The 14663-nt window shown below is 57.5% G+C and carries 21 protein-coding genes and 1 tRNA gene; 10 read left to right on the top strand and 12 right to left on the bottom strand.

The features are described 5' to 3' along the window. Positions 1 to 11: 11 nt before the first annotated feature. The 7 genes from ACM6J5_RS09680 to ACM6J5_RS09710 all read left to right on the top strand — a co-directional run bounded on the left by ACM6J5_RS09680 (position 12) and on the right by ACM6J5_RS09710 (position 3644). Positions 12 to 656: a hypothetical protein gene (locus tag ACM6J5_RS09680; RefSeq protein ID WP_414928354.1), complete on the top strand. Its 645-nt coding sequence runs from the start codon at positions 12 to 14 to the stop codon at positions 654 to 656. Further along, positions 653 to 946, top strand: coding sequence for a hypothetical protein (locus ACM6J5_RS09685; protein ID WP_414928355.1), 294 nt, complete (start codon positions 653 to 655; stop codon positions 944 to 946). The genes ACM6J5_RS09680 and ACM6J5_RS09685 overlap by 4 nt, the downstream gene beginning before the upstream one ends. Positions 947 to 1032: 86 nt before the next feature. Continuing rightward, positions 1033 to 1398 (top strand): hypothetical protein, encoded by a 366-nt coding sequence (locus ACM6J5_RS09690; RefSeq protein ID WP_414928356.1) that lies wholly within the window; start codon positions 1033 to 1035, stop codon positions 1396 to 1398. Continuing rightward, complete coding sequence (locus tag ACM6J5_RS09695; RefSeq protein WP_414928357.1) at positions 1395 to 1775, top strand: hypothetical protein; 381 nt, start codon at positions 1395 to 1397, stop codon at positions 1773 to 1775. Before ACM6J5_RS09690 ends, ACM6J5_RS09695 begins: the two co-directional genes overlap by 4 nt. Before the next feature lie 212 nt (positions 1776 to 1987). After that, positions 1988 to 2281: a hypothetical protein gene (locus ACM6J5_RS09700; RefSeq protein ID WP_414928358.1), complete on the top strand. Its 294-nt coding sequence runs from the start codon at positions 1988 to 1990 to the stop codon at positions 2279 to 2281. A gap of 38 nt (positions 2282 to 2319) precedes the next feature. Further along, entirely contained in the window at positions 2320 to 2532 is a 213-nt protein-coding gene (locus ACM6J5_RS09705) for a hypothetical protein (RefSeq protein ID WP_151213167.1), read from the top strand. Continuing rightward, positions 2532 to 3644, top strand: coding sequence for a phage integrase Arm DNA-binding domain-containing protein (locus tag ACM6J5_RS09710; protein WP_414928540.1), 1113 nt, complete (start codon positions 2532 to 2534; stop codon positions 3642 to 3644). Before ACM6J5_RS09705 ends, ACM6J5_RS09710 begins: the two co-directional genes overlap by 1 nt. A gap of 89 nt (positions 3645 to 3733) precedes the next feature. Here ACM6J5_RS09710 and ACM6J5_RS09715 read toward each other — a convergent pair. The 9 genes from ACM6J5_RS09715 to thrS form a co-directional block, all read right to left on the bottom strand. Next, a tRNA-Pro gene (locus tag ACM6J5_RS09715) sits at positions 3734 to 3810 on the bottom strand. Between the two features lie 89 nt (positions 3811 to 3899). Then, complete coding sequence (locus ACM6J5_RS09720) at positions 3900 to 4256, bottom strand: MerR family transcriptional regulator (protein ID WP_003179985.1); 357 nt, start codon at positions 4254 to 4256, stop codon at positions 3900 to 3902. Next, on the bottom strand, positions 4237 to 4539 hold the full coding sequence (ihfA, locus tag ACM6J5_RS09725) for an integration host factor subunit alpha (RefSeq protein WP_002553164.1): 303 nt from the start codon (positions 4537 to 4539) through the stop codon (positions 4237 to 4239). The genes ACM6J5_RS09720 and ihfA overlap by 20 nt, the downstream gene beginning before the upstream one ends. Positions 4540 to 4542: 3 nt before the next feature. Next, positions 4543 to 6921, bottom strand: a complete 2379-nt coding sequence (gene pheT, locus ACM6J5_RS09730) for a phenylalanine--tRNA ligase subunit beta (RefSeq protein ID WP_414928359.1) — start codon at positions 6919 to 6921, stop codon at positions 4543 to 4545. Between the two features lie 26 nt (positions 6922 to 6947). Beyond that, a complete protein-coding gene (pheS, locus tag ACM6J5_RS09735) occupies positions 6948 to 7964 on the bottom strand; it encodes a phenylalanine--tRNA ligase subunit alpha (RefSeq protein WP_007975711.1) in 1017 nt (338 codons plus the stop codon). Between the two features lie 109 nt (positions 7965 to 8073). After that, positions 8074 to 8430: a 50S ribosomal protein L20 gene (rplT, locus tag ACM6J5_RS09740; RefSeq protein ID WP_007905879.1), complete on the bottom strand. Its 357-nt coding sequence runs from the start codon at positions 8428 to 8430 to the stop codon at positions 8074 to 8076. Positions 8431 to 8458: 28 nt separating this feature from the next. Next, positions 8459 to 8653 (bottom strand): 50S ribosomal protein L35, encoded by a 195-nt coding sequence (gene rpmI / locus ACM6J5_RS09745; RefSeq protein ID WP_002553160.1) that lies wholly within the window; start codon positions 8651 to 8653, stop codon positions 8459 to 8461. 60 nt (positions 8654 to 8713) lie between these two features. Continuing rightward, entirely contained in the window at positions 8714 to 9265 is a 552-nt protein-coding gene (infC, locus tag ACM6J5_RS09750) for a translation initiation factor IF-3 (RefSeq protein ID WP_172435341.1), read from the bottom strand. Further along, positions 9265 to 11187 carry a threonine--tRNA ligase gene (thrS, locus tag ACM6J5_RS09755; protein WP_095943643.1) on the bottom strand — a complete coding sequence of 641 codons (1923 nt, stop codon included), beginning with the start codon at positions 11185 to 11187 and terminating at the stop codon, positions 9265 to 9267. Before thrS ends, infC begins: the two co-directional genes overlap by 1 nt. 374 nt (positions 11188 to 11561) lie before the next feature. Here thrS and ACM6J5_RS09760 point away from each other — a divergent pair, with 374 nt between their 5' ends. After that, complete coding sequence (locus ACM6J5_RS09760) at positions 11562 to 11864, top strand: hypothetical protein (RefSeq protein WP_095943644.1); 303 nt, start codon at positions 11562 to 11564, stop codon at positions 11862 to 11864. A 290-nt stretch (positions 11865 to 12154) separates the two neighbouring features. Continuing rightward, complete coding sequence (locus ACM6J5_RS09765; RefSeq protein WP_003179963.1) at positions 12155 to 12367, top strand: cold-shock protein; 213 nt, start codon at positions 12155 to 12157, stop codon at positions 12365 to 12367. A gap of 70 nt (positions 12368 to 12437) precedes the next feature. Here the strand turns inward: ACM6J5_RS09765 and ACM6J5_RS09770 are convergent, their stop codons facing one another. Both ACM6J5_RS09770 and ACM6J5_RS09775 read right to left on the bottom strand, forming a co-directional pair. Continuing rightward, positions 12438 to 12758 (bottom strand): I78 family peptidase inhibitor, encoded by a 321-nt coding sequence (locus ACM6J5_RS09770; RefSeq protein ID WP_095943645.1) that lies wholly within the window; start codon positions 12756 to 12758, stop codon positions 12438 to 12440. Positions 12759 to 12917: 159 nt separating this feature from the next. Then, positions 12918 to 13223, bottom strand: a complete 306-nt coding sequence (locus ACM6J5_RS09775) for a hypothetical protein (protein WP_007975706.1) — start codon at positions 13221 to 13223, stop codon at positions 12918 to 12920. A 132-nt stretch (positions 13224 to 13355) separates the two neighbouring features. Here ACM6J5_RS09775 and ACM6J5_RS09780 point away from each other — a divergent pair, with 132 nt between their 5' ends. Then, positions 13356 to 13568 (top strand): hypothetical protein, encoded by a 213-nt coding sequence (locus ACM6J5_RS09780; RefSeq protein WP_095943646.1) that lies wholly within the window; start codon positions 13356 to 13358, stop codon positions 13566 to 13568. A 33-nt stretch (positions 13569 to 13601) separates the two neighbouring features. Here ACM6J5_RS09780 and ACM6J5_RS09785 read toward each other — a convergent pair whose 3' ends face one another. Next, positions 13602 to 14630: a nucleoside hydrolase gene (locus ACM6J5_RS09785; protein ID WP_095943647.1), complete on the bottom strand. Its 1029-nt coding sequence runs from the start codon at positions 14628 to 14630 to the stop codon at positions 13602 to 13604. Positions 14631 to 14663: the final 33 nt, after the last annotated feature.

Below are 14663 nucleotides of genomic sequence, written 5' to 3' on the forward strand. Positions count from 1 at the left end.
GGTCCTTCAAAGTGAGCGAGCTAAAAGTGATTTACCTCGGTCCTGCCTGTGAGGCTGAGACCGGTGACGGCAGGACCTGGGCAGAGGATAACCCTTGGCCTGATTGCGAATGCGGCCACCGGCCGGTGCAGTACGTGCTGGGCGAAACCTTCGACCTGGTGGTTGCCGAGCGTGATGCCCTGCAGCTGCGACTGAACGCAGCGGATCAGCGGATTGATGAGCTGGAACGAGACAAGGCTCGGTTGGATGCCATCGAGGCGAACTTCTGGGACGTGCGTCACCACAGCAACTCACTTGCCGATACGGGTGACTACAACTCGGGTATCGAGCTCATCGGCCACTGGATGGATAAGCCGACTGAGCGCGTGATTGGTGAGAACTACAGCGAGAACCTTCGCGCCGCCATTGATCAGGCTATGGCGTCACCAGCCTATCCACCGGCCCGGCCGGAATACCCGGACAACGAATCAGCCCAGAATGATGACTGGCATATGAACCCCTGCAAGCAAGGTCATCGCGATGTCGGTGCGTCCGGTGGAGTCGCCCACTGTTACACCTGCAGCGAAGAGATTACAGCCGCCACTACGCAGGAGGCATTCGAACAGTGGAATGCAACGCACGCGGCAGTCGACGCAGCGCCCGAGGCTAAGCCATGAGCGGCGCCGAGCTCTGGATGGTCAACGTCCGGATGCGGCGAGTTGAGGAAATCAAGCTGCACCAACGGGCCAGCTTCAGCAACCGGCCGTGGCCGAAGTGCTACCAAGGCCCAGGCCGGACCTACATGCTCCATGAAAGCCAGGTTCACACTTCGCGCCAGTCGGCGCTGGCCGCTTTGAATCGCAGCCTGCAAGCAATCTATGAAGAGCGAAACCTGAAGCAGCAAAAGCTGTTTGCTGAAATGCAGTCCATCGCCTCCGAGCTGGAGCATGGACAGAAGTCAGCCTGAACCCGACAGGAGCACATCTGTACTCCAATCGCAAAATTACTTCCTCCCCCTTCAAAGTCGGCCGCTATAGCGGCAAGGACGAAGTCATGCCAGAAGAAACAGTTCTGATCCAGCCATTGCCCGTTGAGCGCGACATTGACGGCTGGTGGTCACACCCCGACTACCTGTCGGAATTCGACGACGAAATCACTGAAGCGCAGTTTCAGGAATGGTGCCTGCGCCACCAGGTGGAAACGAAAGTCACCCACATGGAAAGCGACGTTCCTGTCGATGTGTTCGATGCCTATATGGATGACGGCCAGTGCGATTGCTCAGCGTGGGAAATCCAGCATCCAATCGAACCTGGCTGGTTCATCCTGTCGATTCATGACGCAGAAGATGGCCCGGTCTGCATCTGGGGGCGCCGAGCAGTGCCGGTGCCGAAACTCCCTGCTGCGCGGGTGACGTCATGACCAACAACCACGGCCTCGACGTCGATTACTTCAGCCGAAAGATGGAACGCATGCTCAATGGGGCGGCGAGTTACACCCGCAGCGAGTGGGCTCGCGAATGCGCACGCATGGCCCGCGTCGCCGATGCGGCTGTGCTGCTGGAGGATGAGTTTGTCGGCGATCTGCGCAAGAGCGCAGAACTTCACGCGGAAATTCAACGCGCCGCCGGCGAGCTGCCGGGCGCCTGGAGCATTGAAATCATGGTGGAGCGTCATTGTGGAGCGGTTTCGCTCTTCGACGACGATGGCAATGAAGTCGAGTTCGACGGGCAAGGCCCCCTTAGCGAACAGGTCTCGGATGCGCTTGCGCTGGCACTGGGCCAAGAGGTGACCCCATGATCTTCGCCCCGCTCTACATGCTCTGGCTCATCTACAAGGGGCCGCGGCGGTAAGGGTCCACCCCGCCAGTCACCTCAGGGGAGAAAGCGTGTACGCAACTGGCGAGGAGAACCAATAAACCGTAGCTCACCCGTTCAATTCGCCTGACGCCCCTCATCTGATTTCACAATCCACCTACCAGCCTGCCGATGAACGGCGGGCGAGGAATACCTGTGTCTGAACTGAAAGTAATGGCGGCCGAGGCCGCGCTCAAGAAGATGGTGCAGAGCTCGCACTTCAGCATCTGCACGCTCGACACCATCATAAAAATGATGGATGTGAAGCCAGACAGGGAGGCTTATAGCATCCTGCACACCCTGCACTGCGTCGACTACAACCAGATGCGCCCCGAGCTGCTCCAGGCTCTTCCCGATCTGATTGCCACGGTTTTGCGCTCCCCCTCGTTCGAGGCAAGCCGGATCAACATCGTTGCCGCCGGCGGCGGCCTGCGCCTCATCAAACACTGACACCACCTTCTACCGCCACGCGCGGCATGGAGCATCCAATGAAGAAAGAACTGATCAAGATCAGCGAGTTTCAGCGTCGGCGCTGGGGCGAAAACGGCACCCCACAATGCCCCCAAGCGATTCGCAACCATATCCGCAACGGCGTAGTCCCGGGCGAGCAGATCGGAAAACTCTGGTACGTTGACTGGACCGCATTCACCCGCTCGGACGGTAACGACCTGGTGGCGATGGTATTGAAAGGAGCTGCATGATGGTCCCACGGCCGCGCAACAAGGCGAACAAGAGCCTTCCGCAGAACCTGTACTTCGATGCGCGGCGCTCGACCTATCGCTACCGCCGGCCAACCGACGGTAAGTGGTTTCAGTTCGGTACTGATCGCATCAAGGCCATCGACGCAGCGAAGCAATTGAACCTGGAGTTCATGCGCGGCGCGGACTTGATTGGCGCCGTGCTGGGCAACTCATCCGAATCTTTCGCAGGCTTCCTCGACACCTACGAGCGCGAAGTTTTACCGCCGCGCGAACTGGCCAAGGGAACTCTGGGGCTGTACGCAGTGCATTTCCGGCGATTCCGTAAGCAATTCGAGGACAAAGCCGTCGACCAGATCACGATCCGCATGGTCGCGGAGATGCTGGATGCCCTCACCTCCCGGACGGCAAACCAATGCCGGGCACTGCTGATCGATGTTTTCAATCACGCTGCCGCCAAAGGCCTGTGCCCAGACAACCCGGCGGCGAGCACAATCAACCGCATTGAGAAGAAACAACGCAAACGCCATACCGTCGAAGGCTTGAAAGCCATCCGGGAGAAAGCTCCAGCCTGGCTACAGAATGCAATTGACCTCGCCCTCATCACCGCCCAGCGCCGGACGGACATCCTGGACATGCGATTCGACGGTGTTCGAGAGGGCTTCCTGTACTTGGTGCAGAAGAAGACGGCAAAGGCTAGTGACGCGGCGTGGATCCGCTTCCGGGTGACACCTGAGTTGCAGGCTGTGATTAGCCGCTGCCGTGACGACACTGCTTCCCCGTACCTGGTACACCGCAAGCCCGATCGCCTGAAACAGAAACAGGCACAGACCAAGGACCATTGGACGAAGATTGAAGAGCGATATTTGACGCGAGCATTCAAGGACGCCAGGGAGGCGGCAAACTGCTACGCGGGATGGAAGGAAGAAGAGATGCCGGGCTTCCACGAAGTGCGAGCGTTGTCACTGCACCTGTACAAGAAAGCCGGAAGGGATGGGCAGAAAATCGCGGGGCATGCGAGCGAAGGCATGACCAAAAACTACCAACGTGACCATGAGGAAATCATTTGGTCAGAGGCGATTCCGGACCTAAATATCAGCGAAATCACCGGCTAGTTTTGCGCCAGTTTTGCGCGGGTTTTGCGCAGACACAAAAAAGCCGATCTATCTGATCGGCTTAAGTGTCTGATTTTACTCAGGAATAATGGTCGGGACGGAGTGATTCGAACACTCGACCCCTAGCACCCCATGCTAGTGCGCTACCGGACTGCGCTACGCCCCGACTAGGCGTGAAACCTGTTCCTCACCTCGAGGAACACTCAAGAATATATCGCAAGCTTTTGAAAACTGGAAGTATTTAAAAGCGAGAATTTATTTCTTGAGTACCACCAGAACATCTTCGAGCTCGGCGATCATCTGGCGGATCATTTGCTTGTATTGGGTGGTGTCGTCTTTGGCTTCATCACCGGACAAACGCAAGCGTGCGCCGCCGATGGTGAACCCCTGATCGTAAAGAAGCGCGCGGATCTGCCGGATCATCAGCACGTCCTGGCGCTGATAATACCGGCGGTTTCCGCGGCGTTTGACAGGGTTGAGTTGAGGAAACTCCTGCTCCCAGTAGCGCAGCACGTGCGGTTTTACCGCACACAGCTCGCTGACTTCACCAATGGTGAAGTAGCGTTTGCCCGGGATGACGGGGAGCTCGTCGTTATGACTTGGTTCCAGCATAAGCCTCAACTCGGGCCTTCAACTTCTGCCCTGGACGAAAGGTGACCACACGGCGAGCCGTGATCGGGATTTCTTCCCCCGTTTTCGGATTGCGGCCAGGCCGCTGGCGTTTGTCCCGAAGGTCGAAATTGCCGAAACCGGACAATTTGACTTGTTCGTTGTCTTCGAGAGCGTGCCTGATTTCTTCAAAAAACAGTTCGACCAATTCCTTGGCCTCCCGTTTATTCAGGCCCAGCTCCTCATACAGACGTTCCGCCATCTCAGCTTTCGTCAGAGCCCCCATACGTCACTTCCTTAACGTGGCGTTCAACCTTTGTTCGAGCGAGGTGAGGATGTTTTGCGTTGCGGTATTCACCTCATCGTCATTAAGAGTGCGCGATGGATGCTGCCAGGTCAAGCCGACTGCGAGGCTTTTTCTATCAGGATCAATGCCTTTACCCTGATACACGTCAAATAGCCTGAGGTCTGTCAGCCATTCGCCTGCATTTTCACGGATTACGTCCAGTACAGCCGTGGCTGCAACGTCTTTATGCGCAATCAGTGCAAGGTCACGACGCACTTCAGGAAAGCGCGATAACTCGTGGAATTTTGGCATTTTGCCCGACGCCACTTCCGCCAGAACCAGCTCGAAGACGAAGACCGGACGGTCGAGACCGAGGGTTTTCGACAATTCAGGGTGGATCGCGCCAATGAAGCCGACCAGACGACCGTCACGCTCTATGCGCGCGGTTTGACCCGGGTGCAGCGCTGGGTGCTTGCCCGGCACGAAAGTGAACGCATCCAGGGCACCGGCGAAGCCCAGCACCGCTTCCACGTCAGCCTTGACGTCGAAGAAGTCGACGGTATCGCGCCCCTGCGCCCAGCCTTCCGGCAGGCGACTGCCGCAAACAACACCCGCCAACATCGGCTCTTGCTTCAGACCTTCAAGCTGACCCACGAAACGCAGGCCGCTTTCGAACAGGCGCACGCGATCCTGCTGACGGTTCAGGTTGTGCTGAAGCGCCTTGACCAGACCCGGCCACAGCGACGAACGCATGGCAGCCATGTCATTGGAAATCGGATTGGCCAGCAACAACGGCTCCACACCCGGATTAAACAGTTCGAACTGTTTCGGATCGATGAAGCTGTAGGTAATTGCTTCCTGATAACCACGGGCAACCAGCAGGCGACGCAGTTCAGGCAGGTCGCTACGCGCCTCTGCCTTGGCTTGCGGCGCCAGACGCGCTTGCGGATAACGAACCGGCAAACGGTTGTAGCCATACAGGCGTGCCAGCTCTTCGATCAGGTCGACTTCCAGGCTGATGTCGAAGCGATGGCTTGGCACGTCCACACGCCACTGCCCTGCCCCGTCGGCAGCAATGGTCAGGCCCAAGGCATTGAGCAGACGCTCCACTTCGGCCGAATCCATTTCCATACCCAGCATCTGGGTAATGCGCTGGGCACGCAGGGTGATCGGAGCAATTTTCGGCAGGTGCTGTTCGCTGACGGTCTCGATGATCGGACCCGCTTCACCACCGGTGATGTCCAGCAGCAAGCCAGTCGCGCGCTCCATGGCTTCGCGGGCCAGTTGCCAGTCCACGCCACGCTCATAGCGATGGGACGCATCGGTATGCAGGCCATAGGAACGGGCCTTGCCTGCTACGGCGATCTGATCGAAGAAGGCACTTTCCAGGAACACATCACGGGTGGTCGCGCTAACACCGCTGTGCTCGCCACCCATGACGCCGGCGATGGCCAGTGCGCGGGAGTGGTCGGCAATCACCAGCGTATCGCTACGCAGGCTGACTTCCTGACCGTCGAGCAGCACCAGCTTCTCGCCGTCTTCGGCCATGCGCACACGGATGCCACCGTTGATTTCGGCGAGATCGAAGGCGTGCAGCGGCTGACCCAGTTCCAGCATCACGTAGTTGGTGATGTCGACGGCAGCATCGATGCTGCGCACATCTGCACGACGCAGGCGCTCAACCATCCACAGCGGCGTAGGCCTGGACAGGTCGACGTTACGAATCACACGACCGAGGTAGCGCGGGCACGCGGCGGGCGCCAGTACTTCTACCGAACGCACTTCGTCGTGGGCGGCAGGAACCGAAGCCACCACCGGACGGACCACAGGAGCGGCGTACAGTGCACCGACTTCACGGGCCAGACCGGCCAGGGACAGGCAGTCACCACGGTTCGGGGTCAGGTCGACCTCGATGCTGGCATCTTCCAGGTCCAGATAAACACGAAAATCCTTACCTACCGGCGCATCGGCCGGCAGTTCCATCAGACCGTCATTGCCTTCACCGATCTGCAGCTCGGATTGCGAGCACAGCATGCCGTTGGACTCAACGCCGCGCAGCTTGGCCTTCTTGATCTTGAAGTCACCTGGCAGCTCGGCACCGATCATGGCGAAAGGAATCTTCAGGCCCGGGCGCACGTTTGGCGCACCGCAAACAACCTGGAAGGTTTCCGAACCGTTGCTGACCTGGCACACGCGCAGCTTGTCGGCGTCCGGGTGCTGCTCGGTGCTGAGCACCTCGCCAACGACCACGCCACTGAAAACACCGGCGGCCGGCGTAACGCTATCGACCTCAAGACCGGCCATCGACAGACGAGCAACCAGCTCATCGCGACTTACCTGCGGGCTAACCCAGCCACGCAGCCATTGTTCACTGAATTTCATCCTGCTCTCCTAAGAATTCGTTACGACTAGCGAAATTGCGCGAGGAACCGCAAGTCGTTGTCGAAGAACAGACGCAAGTCGTTCACGCCGTAACGCAGCATGGCCAGACGCTCTACGCCCATGCCGAAGGCAAAGCCCGAGAACTCTTCCGGGTCGATCCCGGACATGCGCAGCACGTTCGGGTGAACCATGCCGCAGCCCATCACTTCCAGCCAGCCGGTCTGCTTGCAGACGCGGCAGCCTTTACCGCTGCACATCACGCATTCCATGTCGACTTCAGCGGATGGCTCGGTAAACGGGAAGTAAGAAGGACGGAAACGCACCGCCAGTTCCTTTTCGAAGAACACCCGCAGGAATTCTTCGATGGTGCCTTTGAGGTCGGCGAAATTGATGTCGCGATCGATCAGCAGGCCTTCGACCTGGTGGAACATCGGCGAGTGGGTAATATCGGAGTCGCTGCGGTATACACGGCCTGGGCAGACGATGCGGATCGGCGGCTGTTTCGACTCCATGGTGCGGACCTGTACCGGCGAGGTATGGGTGCGCAACAGCATGTTCGCATTGAAATAGAAGGTGTCATGCATCGACCGGGCCGGGTGGTGGCCTGGGATGTTGAGCGCTTCGAAGTTGTGATAGTCGTCTTCGACCTCAGGGCCTTCGGCGATGCCGTAGCCAATACGGGTGAAGAACTGTTCGACGCGTTCCAGAGTGCGGGTAACCGGATGCAGACCACCGGAGGTCTGACCACGGCCAGGCAGGGTCACGTCAATGGACTCGGCGGAGAGTTTGGCAGCCAGATCGGCTTCTTCAAACAATGCCTTGCGCGCATTAAGGACCTCTGTGACACGCTCCTTGGCAACGTTGATCAGCGCACCGACCTGCGGACGCTCTTCTGCCGGCAAATTCCCCAGGGTCTTCATCACCTGAGTCAATTCACCCTTCTTGCCAAGGTAGTGAACCCGGATTTGCTCCAGGGCATTGATATCTTCAGCGCTTTGCACAGCCTCTAGTGCTTGAGAGACGAGCGCATCCAGGTTTTCCATGTACAGACTCCAGATACAAAATAGGGGAAGAGCTTGAAGGCTCTTCCCCTATTTATGACGTTTAACACCTGGCCCCACAGATGCGAGGCCGGGTGACTGTCGGGGGTACTTAAGCCAAGGTGGCTTTAGCTTTCTCGACAATCGCAGCAAACGCCGCTTTTTCGTTCACTGCCAGATCAGCCAGAACCTTACGGTCGATCTCGATGGACGCTTTTTTCAGGCCGGCGATGAAACGGCTGTAGGACAGACCGTTGATACGAGCACCAGCGTTGATACGAGCGATCCACAGAGCGCGGAACTGACGTTTTTTCTGACGACGGTCACGGTAGGCGTATTGGCCTGCCTTGATTACCGCTTGCTTGGCAACACGGAATACGCGGGAGCGTGCGCCGTAGTAGCCTTTAGCAAGTTTCAGAATTTTTTTGTGACGCTTACGGGCAATGACGCCACGCTTTACACGAGCCATGAGTTACTTCCTCTATTCTTGACTAAAATTAACGAAGGCGCAGCATGCGCTCGACTTTTGCCACGTCAGACGGATGCAGCAAGCTGCTACCGCGCAGTTGACGCTTACGCTTGGTCGACATTTTGGTCAGGATGTGGCTCTTGAAAGCGTGCTTGTGCTTGATACCGTTAGCAGTTTTCAGAAACCGCTTAGCAGCACCACTTTTGGTCTTCATTTTTGGCATGTTCGGATACTCCGCATTCAGTTGATAAACATAATCAGAAGGCCTGCCGTGCCCTGTTGATTACTTCTTCTTTTTCGGGGCGATGACCATGATCAGCTGGCGTCCTTCCATCTTAGGATGCTGTTCGACCGAACCGTACTCGAGCAAGTCACCTTCAACTCGCTTGAGGAGTTCCATCCCCAGCTCCTGGTGGGCCATCTCACGGCCGCGGAATCGCAAGGATACCTTGGCCCTGTCCCCATCACTCAGGAAACGTACCAGGTTGCGCAGTTTTACCTGGTAATCCCCTTCCTCCGTCCCTGGACGAAACTTGATTTCTTTAACCTGGATCTGCTTCTGGTTTTTCTTGGCCGCAGCAATCTGCTTCTTCTTTTCGAAGATCGATTTGCCGTAGTCCATCAGTTTGCAAACAGGTGGTACTGCATCGGCGGAAATCTCCACCAGATCCAGCTTGGCCTCTTCAGCCTTAAGAAGCGCGTCTTCAATTGACACAATCCCGAGCTGTTCACCTTCAGCTCCAATTAACCGAACCTCGCGTGCCGAGATATTCTCGTTGATCGGGGCTTTCGGTGCAGCTCGTTTATCTTGTCTCATTTCACGCTTAATAATAATTACTCCGAATCTGGGCGACCACGCCGGGAAACCGCTTGCGCGAGGAACTCAGCGAACTGGGCGACGGGCATCGAGCCCAGGTCAGCACCTTCACGAGTACGCACAGCGACAGTCTGCATCTCGACTTCCCGATCTCCGATAACCAGGAGATAAGGAACCTTGAGCAACGTATGCTCGCGGATTTTAAAGCCGATCTTTTCATTTCTCAAGTCAGACTTGGCACGAAACCCGCTTTCGTTGAGAGTTTTTTCCACTTCGGCGGCAAAATCAGCCTGTTTATCAGTGATATTCATCACCACTGCCTGGGTCGGAGCCAGCCACGCGGGGAACGCGCCCTCGTAGTGCTCGATCAGGATTCCGACGAAACGTTCGAAGGACCCCAGGATCGCCCGGTGCAACATGACCGGGTGCTTGCGGCTGTTGTCTTCGGAGACGTATTCGGCTCCCAGACGGACAGGCAGGTTAAAATCGAGCTGCAGGGTACCACATTGCCAGACGCGACCGAGGCAATCTTTCAGCGAGAATTCGATCTTCGGACCGTAGAACGCACCCTCGCCCGGTTGCAGATCGTACGGCAGGCCCGCGCTATCAAGGGCTGCGGCCAGTGCAGCTTCGGCGCGATCCCAAAGCTCGTCGGAACCGACGCGTTTTTCCGGACGAGTGGACAGCTTCATCTCGACATCTTTAAAGCCGAAATCGGCGTAGACGTCCATGGTCAGCTTGATGAACGCGGCGGACTCGGCCTGCATCTGCTCTTCGGTGCAGAAGATGTGGGCGTCGTCCTGAGTGAACGCACGCACGCGCATGATGCCGTGCAAGGCGCCCGATGGCTCGTTACGGTGGCATGCACCGAATTCGGCCAGGCGCATCGGCAACTCGCGGTAGCTTTTCAGACCCTGGTTGAACACCTGCACGTGGCAAGGGCAGTTCATTGGCTTGATCGCGTAGTCACGGTTTTCCGACTGGGTAGTGAACATGTTGTCGGCGTAGTTGGCCCAGTGCCCGGATTTCTCCCACAGGCTGCGGTCAACGACTTGCGGCGTTTTGATCTCCAGGTAGCCGTTGTCACGCTGAACCTTGCGCATGTACTGCTCGAGCACCTGGTACAAAGTCCAGCCGTTCGGGTGCCAGAACACCATGCCCGGCGCTTCTTCCTGGGTGTGGAACAGGCCCAGGCGCTTGCCGATCTTGCGGTGGTCGCGCTTTTCAGCTTCTTCGATGCGCTGGATGTAAGCCGCCAGCTGCTTCTTGTCCGCCCATGCGGTGCCGTAGACGCGCTGCAACTGCTCGTTCTTGGCATCACCGCGCCAGTAGGCGCCGGACAGCTTGGTCAGCTTGAAGGATTTCAGGAAACGCGTGTTCGGCACGTGCGGACCGCGACACATGTCGACGTATTCTTCGTGATAGTACAGGCCCATGGCCTGCTCGTTCGGCATGTCTTCGACCAGGCGCAACTTGTAGTCTTCGCCACGGGCCTTGAACACTTCAATCACTTCGGCGCGCGGAGTGACTTTCTTGATCACGTCGTAATCTTTCTCGATCAGCTGCTGCATGCGCTGTTCGATGGCGGCCAGGTCGTCCGGGGTGAAAGGACGTTCGAAGGCGATGTCGTAATAGAAACCTTCATCGATGACCGGACCGATGACCATCCTGGCGGTCGGGTACAACTGCTTGACCGCGTGGCCAACCAGGTGGGCGCAAGAGTGGCGAATGATCTCCAGCCCCTCTTCATCCTTTGGCGTGATGATTTGCAGCGACGCGTCGCTGTCGATGATGTCACTGGCGTCGACCAGCTTGCCATCGACCTTGCCGGCAACGGTGGCCTTGGCCAGGCCTGCACCGATGGATGCGGCGACCTCGGCTACGGAAACCGGGTGATCGAATGAACGTTGACTGCCGTCGGGAAGAGTAATAGTTGGCATGGCGCCTCCTCTCCTAGTGGTGACCCCTACCAAAGGTCACGTGGGTTGGGATGAGCCAGTACAAGATCCGGTCCAGGCCATTCAATGACGAACGCCTGCCTTACAGCGGCAGGAGCCTTGCGGCCAACCGGAAAACCGAACCAGAGTGACTGGGATTCAAATCAGGGTTAATCGTGCATCTGCCGCCACCGGGACTGAAGGTCCGTCGGAGCCTGCAAACGCCCGAGCGAGGCATGCTAGCACAGATGAACGGTCGTCGATGCACGCAGACTCCGTGCGGGGGCAAATCGGGCATTTTTATGCCAGAGTGCTGAACTTGAACACCGCTTCGCCCCTCAGATAACACGTCATTGACCCACAAGGAGCATCCCAGCATGCGTCTGAACCGTTTGTTCGCCGTAGTCGCACCCATCGTTCTGCTGCTGCCACTGGCCGCCCATGCCGATTGGCCAAAGGGTGAGCGCGAGAAATACATGGCGCAATGCGTCCCTGCAGCGGCACAAAAGATCGGTGATGCGAAGGCAAAAGCCGTCTGTGGTTGCGGCGCCGATCAGCTCAAATCCTATCCTGCCAAAGACCTTCAGGCATTGATGGACGGCACGGCAAGTCAAGAACTGGGAAATAAGGCGATGCAGAAAATCGCCACTTGCAGGGTGGATGCCGGGGCGAAGAAATAAGCTTCTCGCATTGATTTTTTCACCTGCAATGACCGAAAAACAGGCCGAATGTCGCTTTGCCTGACATTTTTTGAAGGTTTTACAGCTTTTTTTTCGTCTTTTCTTTCGGCTGAAAGCCTTTTAAAACGGGGCTTCCAGCGATAAGAAGCACCAAAGACCGCTCAACAGCAAGGCAAACAGCTCGCCCGGGGGGCTCCCAAAGCGAACATTTCGACTATGATACCCGGGTGTGCCCAGTTGGCCTGAGCAGCACAGTACTACTGAAAATATATGTTTCTTGGAGATACACCATGTCTAATCGCCAAACCGGCACCGTTAAATGGTTCAACGATGAAAAAGGCTTCGGCTTCATCACTCCTCAAGGTGGCGGTGACGACCTGTTCGTACACTTCAAAGCTATCGAAAGCGACGGTTTCAAAAGCCTGAAAGAAGGCCAGACTGTTTCCTTCGTGGCTGAGAAAGGCCAAAAGGGTATGCAAGCTGCTCAAGTTCGCCCAGAGTAATTTCCAGGCGCACTAAAAAAACCCCGTCCATGTGACGGGGTTTTTTATGGGTGAAACAAAAACCGGGCGATCAGCCGCAGTTGACGCGGGTCACTACCCGGCCGGCATCGGTGTTCAGGTTCAGGCGATCGGAGCGGTACTCCAGCGTCACCATATCGGTTGGCAGCAGGAACCTTGCGCTTTGCGCCCCTGCGCGGGTACGCGCCTGCTCGAGCAGTTGCGGCGACGCCTGTTTGCCGATGGTGAATTCGGCAGCCTTTGCCTCACAGCGACTGTGACCCGTGTCAGTCGTCGCAACATCCGTTGTTGCCGACTCCGTAGAGGGAGTGCTGCAACCGGCCAGCGTGGCAACGGCCAACAAAGTACCCAATGACGCGCGCTTCCAAGGCATGAAGCCTCCTTTTTCAATGATTAAGCTGAGATCGTGCGACAACCAGACTGGCGTTTGGTTTCACAGGCAGCACCCTGCCCATGATCCGGACGAGCCGCGATTCTGCCTGAGCGTCGCCCTGCCCTTAATCACTGAATCGTGACTGAATATGAACGACGCTCAATAGACGTCGATATAGTCGTAAGGCGGATTGGGCCAGTTCTCTTTCAAGGCATTGAAGATTTGCATGACCCAGACTTCATCGCTGGCCGCGACCCGCCCGACATAACCGGAGCCCTTGGCCCAGGTTTCGAGCCGGAACAACAACCCGTCGATATCGGTACCGCCCACGACACCCGAGGAGATGTAGGCAATGCCGCCTTTGGTGACCCGCAACTGGGTGTGCTCATCGTCACTGGCGCCGGCCAGCAACTGACGCACCGCCTCGAGGGTCAGGCCATCCGGGGAGTTCAAATCGATCTGCACAGCGCGTTCCTTGAATATTCGTCAGAGACCAAGTGTCGCACAGCCCTCCTTTCATGCCTAAGTCGACGTGTCAAAAGCCCCGCAAAATGGTTAACTCGGCACTCAGACTTCCCCGACCTCACGAGCGCCATCATGACCACCGTAAGCATCGACGCCGACATCAAGGCCAAGTGGCAAGACGGCCACAGCTCCTACAGCCCAAGCAGCACGGAAGAGCTCGCCATTATCGGTATCGACCTTCTGGTCAGGGACCTTGGAACCGAAGCCGCCCAATCGTTCATCGAGCAGATTTTCGAGAAACACCTATCGGACCAAAAGACCGAAGCGGTTAGCGCGAGGGAGTGAAGCCCGCAGGCAAGCACCTGCGGGAGATGATGCTTACTTCAGACGGGCCAGACGCTCGGTCAGCAGATCGAAGAAGCCCTGTGCGTCGCCGCCTTCTACCCAGAAAGCGTTCTTTGGCGCGTTCAAGCCGTCATACCAGTCGACGATGGTTTGTCCAAAGGTCGGTCCTTCGCGGCTGTCGACCACCACGTTGACCGAACGACCGCTGAACAATTGCGGCTTGAGCAGGTAAGCGACAACCGTAGCGTCATGCACCGGGCCGCCTGGAATGCCGTAGTGCTCCATGTCGCCCTTGATGTATTCATTGAGAATATCGCCCACCAGACGGCTGGCATTGTTATTCAGCGCGGCAATCTGTTGCAGGCGCGCTTCGCTGGTAAGGATCTTGTGGGTCACATCCAGCGGCAGGTAGGTCAGCTTCACGCCACTCTTGAGCACCACTTCGGCTGCTTGCGGGTCGGCGAACAGGTTGAACTCGGCCACCGGCGTGATATTGCCGCCGTTGAAATGCGCTCCGCCCATGACCACCACTTCCTTGATCCCCCGGACGATGCCCGGCTCCTGGATCAGCGCCAGGGCCAGGTTGGTCTGCGGGCCCAGCATGGCGATGGTAATGCTGTGGGGCTCGGCAGATTTCAGGGTGTCGATCAGATAAGTGATAGCGCTGCCCTTGGCCAGACCTTTCCTGGGCTCATGCACGGCAATGCCCGACAACCCTTCCTTGCCATGTATGTCCTCGGCGTAGATGGGGGTGCGCATCAGGGGCCTCGACGCCCCCGCATAGACCGGCACCTCTTCGCGCCCCGCCCACTCTCGGGCCAGTCGCGCATTGCGCGAGGTCTTGTCCAGGCGAACGTTGCCGGCAACGGTGGTCAATGCCCGAACGTTCAGTTCGTCTGGCGACGCCAGGGCGAACAACAGGGCAACAACGTCGTCAGCCCCCGGATCGGTGTCGATGATCAGATCAATCTTTGGCGCCGCATGGGCGTTGGTTACGGTCATCAGGGACAAAAGCAGCAGGCTCCGGAGCAGTGGATGCAGTTTCTGAGCATAGCGATACATGGCGCACTCCTTGTGCATGGGACATCAAAAACG

It is taken from the genome of Pseudomonas sp. IT-P74, from assembly GCF_949768175.1.
Taxonomy (GTDB): domain Bacteria; phylum Pseudomonadota; class Gammaproteobacteria; order Pseudomonadales; family Pseudomonadaceae; genus Aquipseudomonas.

Excerpts from the sequence above, each read along its gene's own strand:
- ACM6J5_RS09685 (WP_414928355.1), top strand. The coding sequence starts at position 653 with ATGAGCGGCGCCGAGCTCTGGATGGTCAACGTCCGGATGCGGCGAGTT.
- ACM6J5_RS09690 (WP_414928356.1), top strand. The coding sequence starts at position 1,033 with ATGCCAGAAGAAACAGTTCTGATCCAGCCATTGCCCGTTGAGCGCGAC.
- ACM6J5_RS09695 (WP_414928357.1), top strand. The coding sequence starts at position 1,395 with ATGACCAACAACCACGGCCTCGACGTCGATTACTTCAGCCGAAAGATG.
- ACM6J5_RS09705 (WP_151213167.1), top strand. The coding sequence starts at position 2,320 with ATGAAGAAAGAACTGATCAAGATCAGCGAGTTTCAGCGTCGGCGCTGG.
- ACM6J5_RS09710 (WP_414928540.1), top strand. The coding sequence starts at position 2,532 with ATGGTCCCACGGCCGCGCAACAAGGCGAACAAGAGCCTTCCGCAGAAC.
- ACM6J5_RS09720 (WP_003179985.1), bottom strand. The coding sequence starts at position 4,256 with ATGCTGGAACCAAGTCATAACGACGAGCTCCCCGTCATCCCGGGCAAA.
- ihfA (WP_002553164.1), bottom strand. The coding sequence starts at position 4,539 with ATGGGGGCTCTGACGAAAGCTGAGATGGCGGAACGTCTGTATGAGGAG.
- pheT (WP_414928359.1), bottom strand. The coding sequence starts at position 6,921 with ATGAAATTCAGTGAACAATGGCTGCGTGGCTGGGTTAGCCCGCAGGTA.
- pheS (WP_007975711.1), bottom strand. The coding sequence starts at position 7,964 with ATGGAAAACCTGGATGCGCTCGTCTCTCAAGCACTAGAGGCTGTGCAA.
- rplT (WP_007905879.1), bottom strand. The coding sequence starts at position 8,430 with ATGGCTCGTGTAAAGCGTGGCGTCATTGCCCGTAAGCGTCACAAAAAA.
- rpmI (WP_002553160.1), bottom strand. The coding sequence starts at position 8,653 with ATGCCAAAAATGAAGACCAAAAGTGGTGCTGCTAAGCGGTTTCTGAAA.
- thrS (WP_095943643.1), bottom strand. The coding sequence starts at position 11,187 with ATGCCAACTATTACTCTTCCCGACGGCAGTCAACGTTCATTCGATCAC.
- ACM6J5_RS09760 (WP_095943644.1), top strand. The coding sequence starts at position 11,562 with ATGCGTCTGAACCGTTTGTTCGCCGTAGTCGCACCCATCGTTCTGCTG.
- ACM6J5_RS09765 (WP_003179963.1), top strand. The coding sequence starts at position 12,155 with ATGTCTAATCGCCAAACCGGCACCGTTAAATGGTTCAACGATGAAAAA.
- ACM6J5_RS09770 (WP_095943645.1), bottom strand. The coding sequence starts at position 12,758 with ATGCCTTGGAAGCGCGCGTCATTGGGTACTTTGTTGGCCGTTGCCACG.
- ACM6J5_RS09780 (WP_095943646.1), top strand. The coding sequence starts at position 13,356 with ATGACCACCGTAAGCATCGACGCCGACATCAAGGCCAAGTGGCAAGAC.
- ACM6J5_RS09785 (WP_095943647.1), bottom strand. The coding sequence starts at position 14,630 with ATGTATCGCTATGCTCAGAAACTGCATCCACTGCTCCGGAGCCTGCTG.